Origin of the sequence: Streptococcus sp. HPH0090 (assembly GCF_000411475.1) — a bacterium.
GTDB lineage: Bacteria > Bacillota > Bacilli > Lactobacillales > Streptococcaceae > Streptococcus.
This window is the reverse complement of the sequence record NZ_KE150464.1, coordinates 92483-115525: the sequence shown is the minus strand read 5'-3', so window position 1 is coordinate 115525 and position 23043 is coordinate 92483. Positions and strand designations below refer to the sequence as shown.

18 protein-coding genes are annotated in these 23043 nt (G+C 42.0%); 1 reads left to right on the top strand and 17 read right to left on the bottom strand.

Annotated features, from left to right (window positions below; all coding sequences use genetic code 11):
* Nucleotides 1-81 precede the first annotated feature (81 nt).
* Nucleotides 82-732: a metal-dependent transcriptional regulator gene (locus HMPREF1481_RS02600; RefSeq protein WP_016465543.1), complete on the top strand. Its 651-nt coding sequence runs from the start codon at nucleotides 82-84 to the stop codon at nucleotides 730-732.
* Nucleotides 733-772: 40 nt separating this feature from the next.
* Here the strand turns inward: HMPREF1481_RS02600 and dtd are convergent, their stop codons facing one another.
* The 17 genes from dtd to HMPREF1481_RS02515 form a co-directional block, all read right to left on the bottom strand.
* Nucleotides 773-1216, bottom strand: coding sequence for a D-aminoacyl-tRNA deacylase (gene dtd / locus HMPREF1481_RS02595; protein WP_016465542.1), 444 nt, complete (start codon nucleotides 1214-1216; stop codon nucleotides 773-775).
* Between the two features lie 30 nt (nucleotides 1217-1246).
* Complete coding sequence (locus tag HMPREF1481_RS02590; protein WP_016465541.1) at nucleotides 1247-3463, bottom strand: RelA/SpoT family protein; 2217 nt, start codon at nucleotides 3461-3463, stop codon at nucleotides 1247-1249.
* 143 nt (nucleotides 3464-3606) lie between these two features.
* The gene (locus HMPREF1481_RS02585) at nucleotides 3607-4737 is read right to left on the bottom strand and encodes an ABC transporter ATP-binding protein (RefSeq protein WP_004251267.1); all 1131 of its coding nucleotides are present in this window, start codon (nucleotides 4735-4737) and stop codon (nucleotides 3607-3609) included.
* A 112-nt stretch (nucleotides 4738-4849) separates the two neighbouring features.
* Complete coding sequence (locus HMPREF1481_RS02580) at nucleotides 4850-5719, bottom strand: helix-turn-helix domain-containing protein (RefSeq protein ID WP_016465540.1); 870 nt, start codon at nucleotides 5717-5719, stop codon at nucleotides 4850-4852.
* Nucleotides 5720-5721: 2 nt separating this feature from the next.
* Nucleotides 5722-6108 carry a Mini-ribonuclease 3 gene (locus tag HMPREF1481_RS02575; protein WP_004251273.1) on the bottom strand — a complete coding sequence of 129 codons (387 nt, stop codon included), beginning with the start codon at nucleotides 6106-6108 and terminating at the stop codon, nucleotides 5722-5724.
* Nucleotides 6101-7444 carry a cysteine--tRNA ligase gene (gene cysS, locus HMPREF1481_RS02570; RefSeq protein WP_016465539.1) on the bottom strand — a complete coding sequence of 448 codons (1344 nt, stop codon included), beginning with the start codon at nucleotides 7442-7444 and terminating at the stop codon, nucleotides 6101-6103. Before cysS ends, HMPREF1481_RS02575 begins: the two co-directional genes overlap by 8 nt.
* A gap of 43 nt (nucleotides 7445-7487) precedes the next feature.
* Nucleotides 7488-8249 carry a nucleoside phosphorylase gene (locus HMPREF1481_RS02565; RefSeq protein ID WP_016465538.1) on the bottom strand — a complete coding sequence of 254 codons (762 nt, stop codon included), beginning with the start codon at nucleotides 8247-8249 and terminating at the stop codon, nucleotides 7488-7490.
* Between the two features lie 34 nt (nucleotides 8250-8283).
* A complete protein-coding gene (gene cysE / locus HMPREF1481_RS02560; RefSeq protein WP_004251281.1) occupies nucleotides 8284-8901 on the bottom strand; it encodes a serine O-acetyltransferase in 618 nt (205 codons plus the stop codon).
* A 14-nt stretch (nucleotides 8902-8915) separates the two neighbouring features.
* On the bottom strand, nucleotides 8916-11138 hold the full coding sequence (gene pnp / locus HMPREF1481_RS02555; protein ID WP_016465537.1) for a polyribonucleotide nucleotidyltransferase: 2223 nt from the start codon (nucleotides 11136-11138) through the stop codon (nucleotides 8916-8918).
* Nucleotides 11139-11677: 539 nt separating this feature from the next.
* Nucleotides 11678-12538, bottom strand: a complete 861-nt coding sequence (gene metF, locus HMPREF1481_RS02550; protein WP_016465536.1) for a methylenetetrahydrofolate reductase [NAD(P)H] — start codon at nucleotides 12536-12538, stop codon at nucleotides 11678-11680.
* A 63-nt stretch (nucleotides 12539-12601) separates the two neighbouring features.
* Nucleotides 12602-14851, bottom strand: a complete 2250-nt coding sequence (metE, locus tag HMPREF1481_RS02545) for a 5-methyltetrahydropteroyltriglutamate--homocysteine S-methyltransferase (protein ID WP_016465535.1) — start codon at nucleotides 14849-14851, stop codon at nucleotides 12602-12604.
* 243 nt (nucleotides 14852-15094) lie between these two features.
* Nucleotides 15095-15457: a TIGR02328 family protein gene (locus HMPREF1481_RS02540; protein ID WP_016465534.1), complete on the bottom strand. Its 363-nt coding sequence runs from the start codon at nucleotides 15455-15457 to the stop codon at nucleotides 15095-15097.
* Entirely contained in the window at nucleotides 15441-15845 is a 405-nt protein-coding gene (locus tag HMPREF1481_RS02535) for a YbgA family protein (protein WP_016465533.1), read from the bottom strand. Before HMPREF1481_RS02535 ends, HMPREF1481_RS02540 begins: the two co-directional genes overlap by 17 nt.
* Before the next feature lie 68 nt (nucleotides 15846-15913).
* Entirely contained in the window at nucleotides 15914-16903 is a 990-nt protein-coding gene (locus tag HMPREF1481_RS02530) for a Fic family protein (RefSeq protein WP_016465532.1), read from the bottom strand.
* Between the two features lie 186 nt (nucleotides 16904-17089).
* A complete protein-coding gene (locus HMPREF1481_RS10610; RefSeq protein ID WP_016465531.1) occupies nucleotides 17090-18325 on the bottom strand; it encodes a restriction endonuclease subunit S in 1236 nt (411 codons plus the stop codon).
* A complete protein-coding gene (locus tag HMPREF1481_RS02520) occupies nucleotides 18318-19922 on the bottom strand; it encodes an HsdM family class I SAM-dependent methyltransferase (RefSeq protein ID WP_016465530.1) in 1605 nt (534 codons plus the stop codon). The genes HMPREF1481_RS10610 and HMPREF1481_RS02520 overlap by 8 nt, the downstream gene beginning before the upstream one ends.
* Nucleotides 19922-22984, bottom strand: coding sequence for a DEAD/DEAH box helicase family protein (locus tag HMPREF1481_RS02515; RefSeq protein WP_016465529.1), 3063 nt, complete (start codon nucleotides 22982-22984; stop codon nucleotides 19922-19924). Before HMPREF1481_RS02515 ends, HMPREF1481_RS02520 begins: the two co-directional genes overlap by 1 nt.
* Nucleotides 22985-23043 lie beyond the last annotated feature (59 nt).

Sequence of the window (23043 nt, the reverse complement as noted above, 5' to 3'; positions counted from 1 at the left end):
GTCAAGCTCTTGTAGCAAGAAGCTAGAGAAATCTAGCTTTTTTTGGTATACTAGATGGAGATAATAAACAAGGAAATGCGAATGACACCAAATAAAGAAGACTACTTAAAATGTATTTATGAGATTGGCATGGATGTTCCTAAGATTACCAATAAGGAAATTGCTGCTCGGATGCAGGTATCTCCTCCAGCTGTAACTGAAATGATTAAGCGCATGCAGTCTGAAAATCTCATCTTAAAAGATAAGAAGAAAGGATACTTGCTAACCGATATTGGGCTAACACTTGTATCAGAACTTTATCGTAAACATCGTCTGATTGAGGTTTTTCTGGTCCACCATCTAGACTATACCAGTGACCAAATTCATGAGGAAGCTGAAGTATTAGAACATACTGTTTCAGACTTTTTTGTGGAAAGATTAGAAAGTATGCTAGGTTTCCCAAAAACTTGCCCTCACGGTGGTACCATTCCTGCTAAAGGAGAGCTTTTGGTTGAAATCAACAACCTACCACTATCAGAAACCAAAGAAGCTGGAACCTATCTCCTAACTCGGGTTCACGATAGCTTTGATCTCCTAAAATATCTGGAAAAACATGCCATCAATATCGGAGACAAACTCCAAGTTCAACAGTTTGATGATTTCTCTAATACCTTTACTTTGATTCACAACAATGAAGAACTCTTGGTAAGTCTAGAAATCGCCAAACAGCTCTATGTTGAAAAAATGAACTAAATACGTCACAAAAAAACCAAGCTAACAAGCATGGTTTTTCTTATTTATTTTTTGTATCAAGGATGATAGTTACCGGCCCATCATTGACCAGTTCTACCTGCATATCTGCTCCGAAGACACCTGTTTCAACGGGAACCTCTTTGGCTAGTTCCTGGTTAAAATTTTGATAGAAGGCCTCAGCCATATCTGGTTTAGCGGCGCCTGTAAAGGCTGGACGATTGCCTTTTTTGGTATCAGCAAACAGAGTGAATTGAGAGATGGAGAGAATTTCTCCTTGGATATCCTTAACAGATAGGTTCATCTTGCCTTCAGTATCTGAAAAGATTCGCATATTGACAAGTTTTCTCACTGCATAATCCAAATCTTCCGGCTGATCCTCAGGTCCAACACCCACTAAGAGCAAGAGCCCCTGCTTGATTTGACCATGCATCTGCCCATCAATTGAGACATAAGCTTCCTTGACTCGCTGAACGATGATTTTCATAGAAATCCTTTCTGACTGTATCGAACATACTTAACCATTGGTCCGTTTGACTGAGTAGACTTCTGGTACACTCTTAATCTTATCAACCACAGTTGTCAACATTGAAAGGTTAGAAATTCCAAAGGATACATGGATATTGGCAAATTTCATATCCTTGGTCGGTTGGGCATTAACTGACGAGATATTCTTAGTTGTGTTTGATAGGACTTGCAAGATATCATTCAAAAGACCAGAACGGTTGAGTCCATAGATATCGATATGAGCCATATATTCCTTGGTTGAGAATTGGTCTTCCCATTCAACATCTAGCAGACGTTGCTCATAGTTTTCCTGTGAACGAAGGTTCATACAGTCCACACGGTGGATGGCAACTCCTCGACCCTTGGTAATATAACCAACGATATCATCACCTGGAACAGGGTTACAACATTTGGCAATCCGAACCAAGAGCCCCGAAGCACCTTGGATGACAACTCCACCCTCATGCTTCACCTTAAGCGTGTCCTTGTTCTCTACTTTGACTTCGCCACCCTTGACCAGTTCTTCAGCTTCTGCCTTAGCCTTGGCACGCTCTTCTTCACGACGTTCTTTTTCCGTCAAACGGTTGAAGACGGTAATGGCTCCGATTTCTCCAAAACCAATGGCTGCAAAGAGAGCTTCTTCTGTCTTGTAGCTGGTTTTTTGAAGAACTTCATCCATGTGGCGCTTGTCCATAAATTTATTGGCCACATAGCCGTTTTCTTGGAGCTGACTAATCAGCATTTCACGGCCTTTATTGATGGATAATTCTTTATCCTGGTTTTTAAAGAACTGACGAATTTTGTTACGGGCCTTGCTGGTCTTAACCATATTGAGCCAGTCACGGCTTGGTCCAAATGAATTTGGATTGGTGATGATTTCAACCTGGTCACCCGTTTTCAACTTGGTAGTCAAAGGTACCATACGACCATTGACCTTGGCACCAGTCGCTTTTTCTCCAATCTTGGTATGAATCTCATAGGCAAAGTCAATAGGTCCAGAATCCTTTGGAAGAGAACGAACCGCTCCATCTGGAGTAAAGACATAAATCTCTTCTGCCAGATAGTTTTCTTTGACCGTATCTACAAATTCCTTGGCATCATCCGCCTGGTCTTGGAGCTCCATCATCTCCTTGATCCAGTTCATCCCAATCGCAGATTCCTTGCTATTAACTTGGCCTTTCATTCCTTTTTTGTAGGCCCAGTGAGCCGCAACCCCGTACTCAGCAACCTCGTGCATTTCCTTGGTACGGATCTGGAACTCGATCGGTCCTTTTGGTCCATAAACAGTCGTATGGATAGACTGGTAACCATTGGCCTTACGATTGGCAATATAATCCTTGAAACGTCCTGGCATTGGTTTCCATAGCTCATGAACGTAACCCAACATGGCATAGACATCACTCTGAGTATCTAGGATACAGCGAATGGCAATCAGGTCATAGATTTCCTCAAAGCGTTTTTTCTTGTCCTGCATTTTACGGTAAATAGAGTAGATATGCTTAGGACGGCCATAGATTTTTCCTGTAAGATTGCGCTCAGATGAATACTCCTCAAGCTTCGTCACAACTTCATCGACCAAGGCTTCACGTTCTTGACGTTTCTCCTTCATCATATGAGTTATCTTGTAAAACTCTGTCGGATTGAGGTAACGGAAGGAAAGATCCTCTAGTTCCCACTTAACACTTGAAATCCCCAGACGGTGAGCAAGTGGTGCGTAGATTTCCATGGTTTCTCTGGAAATTCGTTCCTGCTTATCTTTACGAAGGTGATTAAGGGTTCTCATGTTATGCAATCGGTCAGACAGTTTGACCAAGATAACACGGATATCCTCTGACATAGCCATGAGCATCTTGCGGTGGTTTTCAGCTAGCTGCTCCTCGATAGACTTGTATTCGACCTTACCAAGCTTGGTAACACCGTCTACAATCACTCGAACATCATGACCAAACTCGCGCTCTAAGTCATCCAAAGTAGCATCTGTGTCTTCTACCACGTCATGCAAAAAACCACAAGCAACAGTGACAGCGTCTAGCTTGAGCTTAGCCAAAATACCTGCTACCTGAATAGGATGGATAATGTAGGGTTCGCCAGATTTACGACATTGACCACAATGGCATTCTACAGCATAAACCAAGGCCTTATGGACAAAAGCCACATCTTCTTTCGATAAATATTTTTGCGTTAAAGCGACGACTTCATCGCCAGAATAAATTACTTCTTTTGGCATGCATACTCTCCAGTTCTTCCTACCATTTTAACACTTTTTAGTGAATAAGAAAACTAGTAAAGTCTCCTTCTATCCGAGTTTCTAAACTTTATAAAAAACACTACTAGAAAAACTCTAGTAGTGTTGTTTTATTCAAATCTATCTTAGTAAACTGTCTTCTCAGTTTCTACATCGAAGAAGTGAGCTTTGTTCAAGTCAAATCCAAGTTCCACAGTTGCTCCAGCTTGCAAGTAGTCACGTGCGTCAACCTTAGCAACGAATTCATCTTTACCAACTTGGCAGTATAGGTGAGATTCTGAACCAAGCAATTCTGATACAGAGATAGTTGCTTTCACAACTGATTCTGGGAATGTTTCAAGGAAAGCAGGTTCTGCGTTCACGTCTTCTGGACGGATACCGAAGATCAATTCTTTACCTTCGTAACCTTTATCGCGAAGAACTTTCAAAGCACCTTCTGGAACTTTCAAGTTAAAGGCGTCACCAACGATGTGGTCACCGATCAATTTTACGTTGATGAAGTTCATAGCTGGGCTTCCGATGAATCCTGCTACGAATTTGTTAACTGGGTTTTTGTAAACTTCTTGAGGAGTACCGATTTGTTCAACACGTCCGATAGTACCAGTACCAGCAGGGTTTTTAGTAGCTGACATGATAACGATACGATCTGCAAGTGTCATCGCTTCTGTTTGGTCGTGAGTTACGTAGATAGTTGTAGCTCCGATACGACGGTGGATTTTAGCGATTTCAGCACGCATAGATACACGAAGTTTTGCATCCAAGTTTGACAAAGGTTCGTCCATCAAGAATACCTTAGCATCACGGACAATCGCACGACCCATGGCAACACGTTGACGTTGTCCACCTGAAAGGTCAGCTGGTTTACGATCCAAGAATTCTTTCAAACCAAGAATTTCTGCTGCTTCTTGTACACGTTTGTCGATGTCTTCTTTGCTGTATTTACGCAATTTCAAACCGAAAGCCATGTTATCGTATACAGTCATGTGTGGGTAAAGAGCGTAGTTTTGGAATACCATGGCGATGTCACGGTCTTTTGGAGCTACGTCATTGACAACAACGCCATCGATAGATGCAGTACCTTCTGTGATGTCTTCAAGACCTGCAATCATACGGAGAGTAGTTGATTTACCACATCCTGAAGGTCCTACGAAAACGATAAATTCTTTGTCTTTGATGTCCAAGTTGAAGTCTTCAACTGAGTAGTGTTCGCTGTTTGGATATTTTTTGTAAATGTTTTTAAGATTTAATTCTACCATTTCGGTGAACTCCTTTAATTTTTGATAGTTTTATTATAAATGAAAACGCTTTACATTTCTATGGCAAGGTGACCAAAAAAATAAAAAAGTTCTGTGCAACTTGCACAAAACTTTAAATAATATCTGGTAAAATCAATTGATAACACAAGGTCAAATCTGTCAATTCTTTCAACTGAATCCCTGTCAATTCTTCCCATTTATCAATCTTGTATTGGAGAGAATTGCGGTGCAAATAGAGTTGCTGAGCTGTTTTAGTTAGAACTGCACTATTTTCCCATAAGGAGAGAATGATTTCCTGAATTTGATCCTGATCCAAAATCATCTGGTGTAGATAATCTTTTATCATTCCGAGATCCACCATTTTTTCACCCATGCTCCAAAGGTAGAGCTGAGAAAATGTATGGAATCCTTGATGACCTTGACGCCACCAATTTTTGAACAAGTCACGTTCTGCTTTGATGAGATCTGTCAAACTTTGATTTCCTGATTGCGACCAAACCTGCCCCAGCATAATGGACAGACGAACCCCAAAGTCATACTCTACTGCTTCCAAGGTATCCATTAAGATAGAGCGAACAGAAGTGTATTTGTCCTGTTGGAGAACAAATAGGTAATCCTGAGCCCCCACCTGAAGCACTGTCTCGCAATTAGGAAAGAGGGTTCTCATCATATCCAACCAAGAAGTCAAGTTTTCCTGTTGGTAATAGGAAAGGTGACAATAGACAACTTGTAGCTTTTTAAAACTTTGCGGTGCTTGTCCCTTGCCCTCAATCAAATAACTATACCAAGGATTGAGCGAGATCGTTTGTTCCTGCTGGGTTAAGAGAGCTACCAACTGTTTCTCACGTTCACTTAGTCCAACTTCCTCCAGTAAAATCCACTGTTGCGAGGAAACTGGTAGCGTAAGAAAACCTTCCTTATCAATTGGCTGGTCTACGATTTGAGCTTGTGGAAACCAGTCTAGTAATTCTTTTGCAATCATTCCTAGCCCTCCACTTTTTGGATACACCAAGAGATCAAAGTTTCTAGGCGCTCCACATTTTCTGTCATATGAAGATAACCCATGACCGCTTCAAAACCTGTAGACATACGGTAGGTCACTACATCTGCGTTCTTTGCCTTGGTATGGCTATTGGTATTGCGACCACGTTTATAGATTTCTTCTTCCTTTTCCGTTAGGACTTCTTCTTCTAACATAAGGGAAATCAAGCGTGCCTGAGCCTTGGCTGACACATACTTGGTTGCCTCTTGGTGGAGTTTATTGGGCTTGGTCATACCTTTGAGGATGAGGTGACGGCGAATATACATAGAGTACACCGCATCTCCTTCAAAGGCTAGCGCAATCCCGTTAATGAGATTGACATCAATCACGTGTCCACCTCACTCCATCCTTGGTATCCAGTAGCTTAATCCCTTGAGCAGCCAGTTGGTCACGGATTTGGTCAGCTGTCGCAAAATCACGATTGGCACGCGCTTCTTGGCGTTTTTGAATCAAAACTTCAATCTCTTCATCCAAAACTTCCTCAACAAAGACAATACCAAAGACCTCTAACATAGCCGCAAGTGCTTCCTTAACCGCTGCATCATAGTTACCTGAGTTGATCCACTTGGCCATTTCAAAGACGACTGTGATACCATTTGCTGTATTGAAATCCTCATCCATAACAGCTACGAACTTATCTTTAAAAGCTTGCAATTCCCCCGCATCTACAGTTCCAGTAAATGGTTGCTCATAAGTGTTCTTGAGATACTTGAGATTGGTCTCAGCATCACGCACAGCTTTTTCCGTAAAGTTGATCGGTTTGCGGTAGTGTTGAGTCGCAAAGAAGAAACGAAGCACTTGGCCATCAATGGTCTTGAGGGCATCATGTACTGTGATGAAATTTCCCAAAGACTTAGACATCTTGACATTGTCAATATTGACAAAACCATTGTGCATCCAGTAGTTAGCAAAGGTTTTACCTGTCTTGGCTTCTGACTGGGCAATTTCGTTGGTATGGTGTGGAAACTCAAGGTCAGCTCCACCACCGTGAATATCGATGGTATCGCCTAAAATCTCCGTTGACATAACCGAACATTCGATATGCCAGCCTGGACGTCCAGGTCCCCAAGGGCTATCCCAAGAAATCTCACCTGGTTTGGCAGCTTTCCAAAGAGCAAAATCTACCGGATTTTCCTTGCGAGCTGTTTCTTCGTCTGTCCGACCTGAAGCTCCTAGCTCCAAGTCTTCTAGGGTTTTATTGGCTAACTTAGCATAGTTGTGGGATTTTTCCACACGGAAGTAAACATCCCCTTGACTCTCATAGGCATAGCCTTTTTCAATCAAGTCAGAGACAAAGCGGATGATATCAGCCATAAACTCGACTACACGAGGATGACGAGTCGCAGGCTTAACACCAAGAGCCGTCACGTCTTCACGGAAGGCAGCGATGTACTTATCCGCTACTTCTTGAGGTGTGATGCCTTCTTCCTTAGCACGGTTGATAATCTTATCATCCACATCCGTGAAGTTAGAAATATAGGCAACCTCATAGCTACGGTACTCAAAGTAGCGACGAATGGTATCGAAGGCTACTGTCGAACGGGCATTCCCCACGTGGATATAATTGTATACAGTTGGCCCACAGACATACATCTTAACCTTGCCGTCCTCGATTGGGACAAAATCTCGCAAATCACGAGACATGGTGTCATAGATTTTAATCACTCACTGACTCCTTTCTGTGTCTTGTTTATCGTAAAGAGTCGTTTCAATCCAACTCTCTAGCAATGACTAATGCTATCTCAAAGAAAGTCATAGCATCTGCTTTTCTTTCTTCGTATCTTGCATCCCACTCATGATTATGATGGTCAACATAATCAGCTGTATAAAAAAATTGATAAACTTTTGCTTGTCGAAATTGTGCCCAAGCCATGATTGCTGAGGCTTCCATATCTACAACAGTCGCACCTGCTGCTAGTCTTCGTTTGACCTTATCAGCTGTTTCACGATAGAAAGCATCTGTGGTCCAAGCCTTTGTTCGAATGTGCTCAATATCAGATTTGTTTAAAGCTTCTTCTATGGTTAGGAGTAGAGTTTCATCATAAGCTATTTCATCACTTGCAGGAGCGTAATGGTAACTTGTACCTTCATCACGTAGAGCTGAACTTGGTAGGATAATCTTATCTGCATGAATAGACTGATCTAGAACTCCGCAAGAACCCAAAACAATAAAGTTCTTAAATCCTCTTGCTTTGAGTTCTTCTAAGAGTCCAACAACCATCGGGGCTCCAATCGTAGCAATAGCAACTGCTACCTTACTCCCATCTTTTTCATAGATATACCATGGAAATCTACCATTTAGATTGGTTAGATAGCCACCTTCGTAAACATCTTCAAACTGCTTTACTCGTTCAACGATTTCTCCATTAAAAGATAAAATAATCGTATCACAGATTTCTCCACCACTAAGGAGGCTTCGATCAGTTGGTTCGATAACAGCAGGTACATTTTCGAATTCTTCTAATAGCATTTACCTAACCTCCTACCTAAAGCATTACTACTCTCTACAAACCAGACGACCTGTGGCTGGCTTCTCTAGCATGTTCAAGTTTATTGACGTAGTATTCGCGTTTTTCTTCGACTTCGTGAATGGTTGGTTCATCCTTTTGCCCGTGAACACGAACAATTTTAGCAGGAATACCGACAACCGTTACATCGCTAGGAACATCTGCCACAACGACCGCTGCAGCACCGACTTTGGCATTTTCACCGATTTCTACAGGTCCGATGACTTGGGCATGAGCAGAAATGAGCGCTCCTTTACGAACAGTCGGATGGCGTTTGCCACTATCCTTACCTGTCCCACCAAGAGTAACCCCATGGTAGAGAAGAACACCTTTTTCAACGATAGCTGTCTCCCCAATCACAAGTCCTGCCCCATGGTCAATAAAGACACCTGATTCAATCTGAGCTCCAGGGTGAATCTCTATCTGTGTCCAAAAACGCCAAAACTGGCTGTGCATACGAGCTAAAAGCTTAAAGCCATGTTTCCAGAGAAAATGAGAGAGACGGTGAGCAGCCAAGGCTTTGACACCCGGATAGGTCAGCAAGACTTCCAATGTAGTGCGAGCCGCTGGATCATTTTCTTTTACGATATCAATGGTTTCACGCCACCATCCCATACATTTCTCCTTTCTTATTCTGAGTCTTTTGGTGTTTCTGTAGTTTCTTTCTTAGGTTTGTGGTCCTTGTGGTGGTGACGAGGACGATCGCCATGACGATGACCTTTATCCCCTTTTTCTTCTGAACGTTCAGGTTTTGGCGGACGTGGCAAGAGTGCCTTCATAGAAGCATCTACACGACCTTTTTCATCGATCTTAATAACCTTCACATCTACAAAATCACCAATTTGAACTAAATCTTCTACATTGTTAGTACGAGTCCAAGCCATTTCAGAGATGTGAACGAGGGCATCTGTCTTGTCAAAGAGGTTGACAAAGGCACCAAATTTCTCGATACGAACAACTTTGGCATGGTAGACTTCGTCCACTTTGGCTTCACGAACCAAACCAGCAATGATTTCTTTAGCACGGTTGATAGCATCTTGGTCGCTAGAGTAGATAGATACGTTACCTTCTTCGTCGATATCAATCTTAACGCCTGTTTCAGCGATGATCTTATCGATGGTTTCTCCACCCTTACCGATGACAATCTTAATCTTGTCCACATCAATTTTGATGGTATCAATTTTCGGAGCTGTTGGAGCCAATTCTGGACGAACTTCAGGAATAGTAGCTTCGATCACATCAAGGATTTCAAAACGAGCTTTCTTGGCTTGAGCAAGAGCTTCCGTCAAGATTTCAGCAGTAATCCCTTGGATCTTGATATCCATCTGAAGGGCTGTAATACCATCGCGAGTACCTGCAACCTTGAAGTCCATATCTCCAAAGTGGTCTTCCAAACCTTGGATATCTGTCAATACTGTGTAGTTGTTTCCATCTGAGATAAGTCCCATAGCAATCCCTGCTACTGGTGCCTTGATTGGCACACCACCAGCCATAAGGGCAAGTGTTCCGGCACAGATAGAGGCTTGAGATGAAGAACCGTTTGATTCCAAGACTTCTGCTACTAGACGGATAGCGTATGGGAATTCTTCCAAGCTAGGCAATACTTGAGCAAGAGCACGCTCACCAAGAGCACCGTGACCAATTTCACGACGACCAGGCGCACCGTAACGACCTGTTTCCCCTACAGAGTATTGTGGGAAGTTATAGTGGTGCATAAAGCGTTTCTTGTACTCTGGATCCAGACCATCGATGATTTGTGTTTCACCCATTGGCGCCAAAGTCAAGATAGAAAGAGCCTGAGTTTGTCCACGAGTAAAGAGACCTGAACCGTGCACACGGGGAAGGAAGTCAACAACCGCATCCAAAGGACGGATTTCATCGACCTTACGACCGTCAGGACGAACCTTGTCTTCTGTGATTAAACGGCGCACTTCTGCGTGTTCCATTTGTTCCAAGATTTCAGCTACATCACGCATGATTCGGTCAAATTCTTCGTGGTCTGCATATTTTTCTTCGTAAACAGCTGTGACTTGGTCTTTTACTGCTTGAGTTGCAGCTTCACGAGCCAATTTTTCTTCTACTTGGACCGCTTTTTGAAGGTCGCTGTTATAGGCTGCGATGATTTCAGCTTGCAAGTCAGCATCTACATGAAGCAATTCAACTTCTGCTTTTTCCTTACCAACTGCCGCAACAATTTCTTCTTGGAAGGCAATCAATTCTTTAACGGCTTCATGTCCTTTGAGAAGAGCTTCCAACATGATTTCTTCTGACAATTCTTTGGCACCAGACTCTACCATGTTGATAGCGTGCTTAGTACCTGCTACTGTCAATTCAAGAAGTGATTGCTCTGCTTGTTCTTGAGTCGGGTTGATGATGATTTGACCATCAACATAGCCCACTTGTACCCCAGCGATTGGGCCGTCAAATGGAATATCTGAGATAGACAAGGCCAATGATGAACCAAACATAGCTGCCATTGGAGCAGATGCATTTTCATCGTAAGAAAGTACAGTGTTGATGACTTGCACTTCATTACGGAAACCTTCCGCAAACATTGGACGGATTGGACGGTCAATCAAACGCGCTGTCAAAGTCGCATCTGTTGAAGGACGTCCTTCACGTTTCATAAAGCCACCAGGAAATTTCCCAGCCGCATACATTTTTTCTTCGTAGTTGACTTGAAGCGGGAAGAAATCCCCAGTTGCCATCTTCTTAGACATAACGGCAGCAGTCAAGACAGTTGACTCACCGTAACGCACCACAACAGAGCCATTTGCTTGCTTAGCAACCTGACCAGTCTCTACGATCAACTCACGACCCGCAAAAGTCGTTTGAAACACTTGTTTTGTCATTGTAATCCCCTTTGGATTGATAAAATTATACGCCTTGCCTACAAAGATCAAGATATTTTGGACGGTTCGGTTTGCCGAACATTTCTGTAGAAAAATAGGAAGGTGACGCCGCACTCGATGAGTGCAAGGAAGCTTATCTTTTTTCCTAAGAAATGAGGCCAAAATTCAATTAAGAATTTTTTTGATATTTCACTAGAATAGTGCGGACGGGAGCAACTTCCCTCGGAATTTCATCCCTAATTTTTTAGCCTGAAGTCTAAAAAATTCCGTCCTAGATAATAACAGAGTTATTCTCTAGGATACCACTATAGCGTGAAATATCTTTTAATACTCACTTCGTTTTTTTTATAGACACCTATTATCTTATTTTGTTTAAAAATAATCCACTTTAAACAAACTTCTACAACCTAAATACCCTCATCTTTGTATCAAGTACGTACAGAGTCTATTTTATCATATTTTTCTTAAAAAGTACGGTCTTTTCTATCAAAAAGGAACCATTCCTCTATGAAAAGAAGAATGGTTTGCTTTTTAATATTTTAAGATTGGTGATTGAACAAGGCATGGGTTGCTTGGTGGATGTACTGAGCAGTGTCTGCATTGTTCATAGTGTAGAGATGTACCCCTGCTACGTCTTGCGTTACCAAGTCCACGATTTGGTCCACGGCATAGGCAAGTCCTGCTGCTCTGAGTGACTCAGGGTCATTCTCATACTTGTCCAAGATAGCCTTAAATTTACGTGGGAGATGGATATTCTCGCAAGTCTTCAAGAGACGAAGAGCTTGGTTACGATTGAGGATTGGCATGATTCCAGCATGGATAGGAACATCAATCCCAGCCAAGGTACATTTGTCTTGGAAATCGTAGAAACGCTCGTTGTCAAAGAAAAGCTGAGTGACAAGACTTGAACAGCCTGCATCTACTTTTTTCTTGAGATTTTGAATATCTGAGATTTGGTTTGGCGAATCAGGATGTCCTTCTGGATAACAAGCTCCAATAATCTCAAAGTGTGGCGCCTGTTCCTTGATAAACTCAATCAAATCAGTCGCGTAACGAAAATCTTTTTGTGGCTCCACATCCGGAATGATATCTCCACGAAGAGCCAAGATTTTCTGAACCCCAACCTTATCCAAATCTGCAATGGTCTCAGCTACCTTATCCTTAGTCAGATAGATAGCTGGCAAGTGAGCAATGGTCGGAATCTCCAAGTCATTTTGGATATAGTCTGCCAAACGAACCGTCGTCTCTTTGATATTAAATTTATTATTGCTAGCAGTCACACTAATGAAGTGGGGTGCCAAGCCCTGCATATCTTTTAGGGCTGCAATAATTTTTTCATTGCCTACTGCTGGGTTTGGAGGGAAAACTTCAAATGAGAGTGACGGTGTTTGACCTGACATATTCATCATCCTTTTCTAGTTGATTTTTTACTGATCAACCGTGTAGGGAGAACTGTCCTTTTCTTACAATTTCTCACGCGCAGCTTTAGCAGCTTCTACAAGGCGGATCAAGCTTTCTTTCGTTTCTGGAATACCACGTGTTTTCAAACCACAGTCAGGGTTGATCCAAACTTTTCTGCTTGGAACTTTAGCAAGGATTGCTTCGATGGTGTGGTCGATTTCGCCTTCGTTAGGCACACGAGGTGAGTGGATATCGTAAACCCCAGGTCCAACTTCTGTTTGGAAATTTTTCGCTTTGAGTTCGTCCAAGATTTCAAGGTTTGAACGGCTAGCTTCAAATGAGATAACGTCTGCATCCAAGTTGTCGATAGCTGGGATGATATCTGTAAATTCTGAGTAACACATGTGAGTGTGGATTTGTGTGTCTGGTGCTACTGTTGAGTGTACCAAACGGAAGGCTGGAATAGCCCAGTCAAGGTAGTCTTCGTACCAGTCGCTACGACGAAGTGGCAATTTCTCACGAAGAGCAGCCTCGTCGATTTGGATGATTTTCACGCCTGCAGCTTCAAGGTCAAGAACTTCATCCTTGATAGCAAGAGCGATTTGAAGAGTTGAATCCTTGATAGAGATGTCTTCACGTGGGAATGACCAGTTAAGGATAGTAACAGGTCCAGTCAACATCCCTTTAACAGGCTTGTCCGTACGGCTTTGTGCATAGCTAGACCATTTCACAGTGATAGGGTTGAGACGAGTCACATCACCCCAGATGATTGGTGGTTTAACCCCACGCATACCGTATGATTGTACCCAACCATTCTTAGAGAAGAGGTAACCTGACAAGTTTTGACCGAAGTACTCAACCATGTCGTTACGCTCGAATTCACCGTGTACAAGCACGTCAAATCCAACTTCTTCTTGCCATTTAATCCATTCGTCGATGGTTTCAGCAAGGAAGGCATCGTATTCCTCTTGTGACAATTCACCCTTACGGAAGGCCAAACGTTTGGCACGAACTTCCTTAGTTTGAGGGAATGAACCGATGGTTGTTGTTGGAAGAGATGGAAGTTTGAAAGCTTCTTCTTGGATTGCTTCACGTTCTGCGAAGGCTGGCAAACGAGTGTAGTCTGCATCTGTCAATCCTGCGATACGAGCACGAAGTTCCGCATTTTCACCAACACGTTCAGCCGCAAAGAGTTCTTTGTTTGCTGCAAGAGCTTCTGCACCTTGACCGTTGCGGATAGCATCCAAGTCACGGATTTCATCTAATTTTTCAACTGCAAATGCAAAGTGGTTCAAGATAGCTGGTTCAAATTCTTCGTTAGCAGTTGTAAATGGCACATGAAGAAGTGAACATGAGCTTGTCAAAACGATGTTTTCAGCTGGGATTTGCTCAAGAACAGCCAAGCTCTTTTCGTAGTTATTGCGCCAGATGTTCTTACCATTGACAATACCTGCATAGAGAGTCTTGTCAGCTGGGAATCCACCTTTAACGAGTTCAAGAGTTTTCTTACCTTCAACGAAGTCAAGACCGATCGCATCTACTGGCAATTTCACAAGGTCAGCGTAAACGTCACGAACGTCACCAAAGTAAGTTTGAAGCAAGACTTCAAGACCTTTTTTGTCAGCCAACAATTTGTTGTAGATGTTCAAGAAGAGAGCTTTTTCTTCTTCTGTCAAATCTTTGACAAGAGCAGCTTCATCGAGTTGGATACGAGTTGCACCAAGTTCAGCCAATTTAGCAAAAACATCTTGGTAAGCAGCTACTAAGCTATCTACGAAGTCTTCTGCTTTCACGCCTTCTTCATAGTCTGACAATTGAAGGAAAGTGAATGGACCTACAAGGACAGGACGAGTGTTAAGACCAAGTTCTTTAGCTTCTTGGAACTCATCGAAGATCTTGTGACCAGCCAATTTTACTTGAGTGTCTTTTTCAAATTTAGGAACGATGTAGTGGTAGTTAGTGTTGAACCATTTCTTCATCGGAAGGGCACGAACATCCCCTTTTTCTCCTTGGTAACCGCGTCCCAAAGCAAAGTAACGTTCAAGATCAGACAATTCCAAGTTTTGAACAGATGCAGGAACTACGTTGAAAAGGAAAGCAGCATCTAGGAAGTTGTCATAGTGAGAAAAGTCATTTGATGGGATTTCAGTGATGCCTTTTTCTTTGACGATGTTCCAGTGTTTAGCACGCAATTCTTTAGCCGCAGCCAAGAGTTCTTCTTCTGAGATTTCTTTTCTAAAGTATTTTTCAGTTGTAAATTTTAATTCGCGGAATTCACCCAAACGAGGGAAACCGATAATTGTAGTTGACATGTTTTGTCCTCCAAAAATTGTTGTTGAAACTATCTTAACAGAAAAGAAACTGTCTGTATAATTGTAAAAAATTAGGCTTTGATATAGTTTGAAACTATATCTCGATTTAAAAGACAAAAAAAGATTTAGAGAAGATTCCCCAAATCCTTTGGTATATAAAGATTGATAAGCTTTCAAGGTTGCTGTGTTCTGCGCAAAAAAATATTGAATTGAAAGCTACCTATGGCTTGTTATTAGAAAAGACTATAGGTTGATCCCCTTTTCACGGAGATTAGCCAGACACTCCTCATAGTAGGCATGGTCATGCTCACTATAGATAGGACTTTTCAGCTTTTCCTCTGCTAAGTCTTGATAAGGAGGGCAGGTCTTGCCACGGTAGTTCTTATCCAGCCACTCTGGACTGACATTGTAACCACGGCTAGCCATCTCCTCCATGATCAAACGATGATAGGCATAGAGACGATAGGGCGAGTGGGTAAAGACATAGTCCACCGTCGCATGCTTTCTGCCCCAGCCATTGCCACGCAGAGCGCAACACTCTCGATGCTGTCCCAAGAGCTGAGGACGGGGAAGTTGTGAAATCAAAGCCTCATGCCAAAGTCTCATGGGAGTCTCCTTTCAGCAAGGTAGAATGTTGCAGATAAGCATTTGGGTAACGCTCAAGCAAGTCTCTCGTCTTAACAATTAATTCTTCTTTGGTGACATGACCAGAGTGATAACGCTCCAGTAAAAACATATAATCCTTGCGTTCAGTTTCCGTTGCTTTCTTCTTGAAATAGCCCCAAATATGCTGAAAAGCATTGCAAACCTGACCCCTGTGCTCTGGAATCTGGCAGGCACGGTCAATCATCTCTTGAACCTGACTCAGCTCCACCACTTCTTGCTTGAGATACTGGCGAATGTCCTTGTAAATATTGCTGGAATGACTCAAAACAAGGTATTTGTTTTCCGCCCAGAGTTGCTGACAAAGGGCACGTTGGTTGTTAGTTTCCATATTTCTCCTAACCTTCTACTAGTTCCCAGGAAATACGGAAACAAAGTTATATCTATAAAATGAGCGAATTATGAGCGAATTATGAGCGAATAAATAGTGTTTTTTGTAGTTCCTGATTTTTCTAATAAACCTTGATTTACAAATAGTTGGAGATAACGACGCATAGTTGCCGCACTCAAACCTGTTAGTTCTTGTGCAATTGCATTTGTTATCTGATAATGCTCTATAAGATAAGACTCTATTTTTTCAAAAATAGCTAACTCACGTGGTTTCAAAAGCACTTTAACCGACTTGTCCTTACTATCAATTTTTTGCTGACTATAATCCAGCAAGGTTTCTAAAATCGCATCAAGCATAAATTGGATAAATTTTGTAGAATCATTAGCTTCATTACTATCAGTTAAGGCTTGATAATATCCTGACTGATGTCGGTAAATAACAGACTCGACAGGAAGCCACTCAAATAACGGATTCCATCTACTCAAAATTAGGCTCTGCCACATCCGACCCATACGACCGTTCCCATCCTCAAAGGGATGAATAATTTCTAACTCAAAATGCACGATGCAAGATTTGACAATATCAGATATATGGCTGGCCTCAGCCCAAACAAATAAATCCGATACCAGATTAGGAACAAACTGGGGTCTCGCTCCAAGGTGAACAACTTTCCCTGCTCCATCAAAAACACCCACATCGCCTAATCGAAACTGTCCAGGATGCTTGACCAAATCCTGGGTCAACAATCGATGAGCTAATAAAAAATCATCTATACTATATGGATTTAAGCGAAAAACCTTCTCATAAGCTTCATAAGCATTTTGGACCTCATGGATATCCTTAAGAGGGCCTAGAACTCTTTTTCCCTCTATAACATCAGTCACCTGCTCCAAAGAAAGACTATTATTCTCAATGGCAAGGGAAGACTGGATGGAGCGAATCCGATTTTCCTTGCGTAGGTGTAATTCCCTCGTTTCGAAAGAAAGCTGAGTCGCCAACTCAGAAATCTTCTGCACGAGATTCAATATTTCTTCTGTTATTTTATAGTTGGGGGTCATGGTCTTCCTTTCTAAGTAAATCTTCAAGTAAAATCTTTACATTCTATCTATTCTACCACATTAAACTAGTTAGGATTCCCTGTCAATTGTCGTTTCTTACAAAGCTATAAAACCTGTTGGAATAGGTATAGACTCTAGCAGAAATTTATTTTCCAAACATGCAAATCTCTTTTAGTTTAGATTCCCCTACTCCACCTTGACCTGTCCATTCATCAGCATTGGCAAGAGCCAGTCGCGAAGTTGGGTGAGTTCTTGATTTTGATTTTCTAGCATCTGCTGTTTTAACATTATGGGTTGTAGTTTAGCATCTAATTTTGAAATAAGATCAATAGGTGGAACTACAATCTTAGCCTGCTTTAAATGGTCCTGAGTAATATGTCCCATAGTTGTTTTTCTCAACTCAGCAATTGCTTTAAATACCTTCAAATAGCTTTTCAATTCAAAGTAGATGAAGGATTTTGGATAAGTATCCGAAGTAACTTTAAAAATATGTTGATTTAAAGCTCCTCTTTCTTTCCCCCAGATTATAACCTCTAATGTTGCAGACCAAGAAAATAATATATCTCCTCTCTCTACAATTGCTTCTGTTGGAATATCTAATCTCGCTTTTTCCGTATCCTTTGAGAAACCATTCATCATTTCTCGAATTTTAATGACAGGAAGGTAATCATCCTCATTTGTATCTGGTCTATATTTTTGCATAGCAAGACCATTATAAAAATTCGCTATATTCCATAAAGAATCCACTCCCCACCCCTCTGGGATTTCGCGTTTGAGTTCTGGGTGATAGACCATCTTTCCGCCGGATGATTTGTAGGGTTTGCCATTCTGGTCTGGGAAATCAAACTGCACAAACCAGTAGTCATAGAGGGTCTTAGCCATGGCTTCCAACTCTTGGTTGATTTGGTTGTTGATTTCAATCTTGTCATCAATTTTTGAAAGTATTGAAACCATTTTACGTTGTTGGTTTAAATCCAATTCAACTTTAAATCTCAAATTATCAAAATCAGTTTTATTTAGAATTGGAATTGCTGTACTACCTGATGCAGCATTTCTAAATACAGCATAGTTATTTTTAAAAAGATAATAAATATAGTCAGAATCAAAATTTTCATTAACTATAATAGAATTTATCTGCTGATTAGTAACTGAAGGCAAACTATTCTTTGCCACTTTTCCCATAGCTGAGCCTATACAAGTAACCATAATACTATCAGAAGAAATGATTTTATCTTTTAGACGGTCTGAACCTAAACGTGATAAGTATCTTTCTGGCCTACTTATGTATTTTTTCTCAAAGGAATCGGATGGAGTAATAAAAGGTACTTCATCTCCAAAATCCTCAGGATATTGAGACGATGGTGTTTTCCCAGTTATTGTTTTCCCTAATTCTGATAAACTTACTTCTTTCCACTCACTCATACTTCAACCCCTTCATTTGCTCTTCAATCTCCTGCTCCAGTACATGCGATTGCTGGAAGAGGTCTGAGAGTTTGTTTTGAAAGGCGGTCATCTTAACTTCAAACTCTTCTGCTGTGATGTCCACATAGTCAATCTTGATGTCAAAGTATTGACCTGCGCTGAGAGAGTAGTTTTTCTCCTTGATGTCCTCATAAGAGACAGTGACAGAAAAGTCCTCGACGGCTTCTTTCTTGATAAAGGTCTCGACGATCTTCTGCTCTTCCTCAGGAGAGAGTACAGTCTTTTGGTTCTTGCCTTCCTTGACCTTGGTTCCGAGGTTTGAGGCATCGATGAGGACGACGTCACCCTTGTTTTTCTTATCGATAAAGAGGATAGAGACGTTGGTACCTGTCGTCGCAAAGATATTGGACGGCATGGAAACGACACCTGCCAGCATTTGATTATCCACCAAGTGTTGACGGATGGTCTTGTCAATCCCTGACTGGGCAGTGATAAAGCCTGTCGGCAAGACAACAGCTGCCTGACCATCTGGTTTCAGGGAGTAGATGATATGCTGAACAAAGAGCTCGTAAATCGCCATCTTGTCCTTAGACTTGGCAGGAACCTTTGGCACACCTGCAAAGAAACGCTCACTGGCTTCTGGCAAGGTTTCCACTTGATCACGCCACTCTGAAAAGTCCAGCTTGAAAGGAGGGTTAGACACGATATAGTCCATCTTTTCAGGATGACGGTTAGCGATGATAGTATTTCCCTGTACGATATTATGAATGGAGTGTTGCAGTCCATTCAAGATCAGATTGAGTCGGAGGAGATTGGATGATTTTTGCGAGATATCCTGACTATAAACAGTGGTCTTATCCACACCGATACGACTAGCCAGATTCATCAGCAAGGTGCCCGAACCAGCAGACGGGTCATAGATCCGCACGTTTTGAGGTTTATCTTCTCCCACTAAGATATCAGCGATAATCTTAGCTACAGAGTGAGGTGTGTAGTACTCGGCATACTTTCCACCACCATCTTTGTTGTAGTCCTTGATCATGTACTCAAAGAGAGTTGAGAAAAAGTCAAAGCCTTGTGAAAAGATGGTCTCATCAAACTTGACGCGTGCAAGGAGATTGATGATGGCCTTAGCCACCTCGTTACGCTTACTGCTATCTGAAATGGTATCCGTAATCAAACGTTCATCAAAGAGACGAATGGCTGTGTCTCCTTCTGTATGAACCGAGAAGATATCGTTATTGTCAATGGCGATTTGGTTGAGGGTATTTTCAAAAGTTTCGTAAAAAGTCGCCTCATTTTGCTGACGGTGAAGCGTTTCGATCAACTGGTCTGGCTTGAGCCAAGCGGTGCTGGTACCGATATCCTCCAAAAGCCAGTCATAGTCTTCCTCGCTCATATCCAGCAGGTTTTCATAGGTGTTTGATTCATCTAGGACCTTGGCTTGATACAAAAACTTGTCGTTTAAAAATTTGTAGAGGAAGGATTGGGTGAGGAGTTTGTACTCACCCGCTTCTCCTCCTAGTCCCGCGTGGGTAAAGACAGCTTTCAAATCATCTACCAAGCCTTGGACTTGGACTTTGTATGTTTCATTCATTAGTGTTGGTATTCCTCTTCATATCCTTCAAATAGTGACTCGACGATATAATTAAAATCCTCTCTTGTCAAACTACTTGCAGATTGGTTGGTTTTCATTTCAATCCGAGCTTCTTCTCGAATCATCTTCTTGAGAAAGTCCTCGTTATCGAGTACTCCTTGGTTTTGACCGATTTTACGGTCTAGTCTAACTTTAGAACCCTTGATGACATGGTAAATAGCAGGAAACTCACTAACCATAGTCGAGTTGGTCACGTGCTTGTAGGAACGAGCTGCCATCTCATCTCCGTTAAAGTTCATAGCTAGGCGTCTCATACGAGTATGATAGTCCTCCACGGACTTAAAGAGCTCCTCATAGTCTTTTTGGATTTCTTTGATATTCTCCATGGTAAAGCCTTCTTGGCCATGGATCAGGTGTTTTTTCATGATGCGCTGGAATTCTTCGTAGAGAGTGACCCACTCAGGATCCTTTTCATCACGCTGGTTCTTAATACCACTTGCAACTCGACGTTTCAAATCTTCCAAGTCATTGGCTGCTAGACGAAGCTCTTCCTCTGCAATCTTGACAAAGCTAAAGCTAGTCTCAGACATGGCAAGATTTAAGAGAGTCCGACTAGAGAAGTCATCTGGTTTATCGATCAGAGATAGCGTCAGCATCCGTCTAGAGAGGACATTGAGCAGGGTTGCAATCTGAGCAATGTCAATCTGCTGGAGCAGGTGGTCGTAGCCGAGGAGACGGGCGATATTGTAGTACTGCTTAATAGACTCCAAGGCCTTACGAAGATCGATTAACTGCTTCTTGTCCTTGATATCATTGATGGCTTGGGAGAAGTATTCTAGATTGTCCGTTGGATAGTCGATGAGGATATGCTCGGTCTTGCTCAACTCTTGAGAAATCTCATCTGCTGACACAAAGAGCGAGCCAAAAACATCCTCGCCATTTTCCCCAGTCAGGGTCGAATCATACTCTTGATTGAGTTCTTCCAGATAGGCACGATTGGTCTTGTCAAACTCCTTGGAAATATCCGCAAAGTCAATGACATAGCCAAAGAGGTAGTCCTTGTAAGGACGATTGACACGGGTTAGAGTCTGTAAAAGATTGTGAGCCTTGATCTTGCGCCCTAGATAGAGGCGCTTGAGCCGAGGTGCATCAAATCCTGTCAGGAGCATAGAGTAGACGATGATAAGGTCAATTTTACCTTCCTTGTATGCATCTACCTTGTCCTTCTTCTCTTCCTTGTCTCCCTCATCATGGAGGATGAGAGCGGAAGTCAAGGTGGTTGAGCCAGCTTGACGTCGTTCTTTTAATTGCTTTTCAAGCTCACGCGCCTGCTTGGACGAGTCACAGACAATCATACCACCGATGGTCTGGTCATCAAAGATCAGATTACGAGCACGATTAAAGTCTTCAATGATAAAGTCCAACATAGGCTCTACGTAATGTGGATGGGCAAAGATATCTTCCTTGGACAGGTCGCCACGTTGGATTTCTTCGTTGATGGTTCTGAGATTATCCTTATAGGAGGTCTCGATATCTTCTCGCATCAGGCGTAGGGTAAAGCCGTCATCGATAGACTGGTTGTAGTAGTATTTGTGGATATAGTCTCCAAAGATATCACGCGTGGTCGCATGACTTTCCTTGGTCTTGCCATCTTTCTTATAGGTGATGAGAGGCGTTCCTGTCAAGGCAATCTTAATGGCCTTGGTGTCAGCCTGATAGAGATTTGGCAGGTAGGAACCTCGTTCATTGTAAGAACGGTGGGCTTCATCGATAAAGTAGATATTTTGACGATTGAGATCATAGCCAGATCGGTCTGTCAGATCCGAATCATCCTTAAACTTCTGGATATTAACCACAGCGACATCATAACTGTCTTGTTTTTGATTGAGTTCTTGTGGGTTATTGATGCGCTTAACCTTGAGGCCTCGTTTGGTGAATTCCTTAAAGGCTTGGTCTGCCAAGTCCAAACGATCGACGACAAAGTAAAACTGAGGAACGATTCCCTCTTTTGAGAAATAGTTGGTTAGATAGCGAATATTAAAGAAGGCCAAGGCAGTCTTACCTGAACCTTGGGTATGCCAGATAACCCCTTTCTTGACACCTTTTGCGATTGTTTCTTCGATAGCACGTGTCGCAAAATACTGAGGATAGCGCATGACGTGCTTCTGCAGTTGCATCTGACCGTCCTTGCTCTCTTCTTCGACATAGACCAGACCAAAACGAAGCATAAAGAGCAAGCGTTCCTTCTGGTACAAAGAAGACAGAAAGGCATTGCAAGGTGTATCAGGGTTTAGGTTTGTTGTAAACTCTGGCTGAGATTTGAGGGCAAAGCGCTTCATGTCTTCTAGGACAAAGTCGATTTGGTCCTCGGTTAGAGGGGAAAGGGAATGAAGGAAATCTTCTACTCTTTCTTCCTTGAAAGCATTAAATTTGGTTTTTGAATAGGCGTTTGAACCATAATAAGAACCCTGTTTTTGCTGACCTTGCCCACTGATATACGCTAAGTTATCAGATAAGGATATCAACTGGGTGATATTGTTAAAACGACGGAACTTACGATTTTCAAAACGGTATCTGGTTCTGTCCTGCTCTGACTGAATTCCAGTCTTGCCATCACGAATCGCATTTGGCTGTTTCACTTCGATATAAGAAAGAGGCAGACCATTGACAAAAATAACGATATCCGGACGAAATTCATCCTGACCATTTTGGCAAGTAACTTCAAGCGCCAGATGGAAGGTATTGTCTTCAGGATGCTCCCAGTCAATATAAATAGCATCTTCCTGACCTTGCAGACGTTTAAAGAAAGAACGTCCTAAATCGTTTTGATCTAGTTCCAACTTGATATTGGCTAGTTCTCTCTCAAAGTCATCCTCTGTCAAGTAGTTGTTAAATTTTAAAAATTGCTCCTTAAAAACAGATACAAGGATATTAGTATCTGGATCTCTTTCTGCAATCTCCTTCCCATTGCGAGGAAGATAGGTATAGCCCATACGCATGAGATGCAGAGCTGCTGGAATTTGAACCCTAGTTAATTCAGAAAAATCTTTTCTCTTTGCCATAAAACTTCCTTTTGCTAGTCAGAACTGTCTATTTTTACTAACAATATCTTTCAGACTAT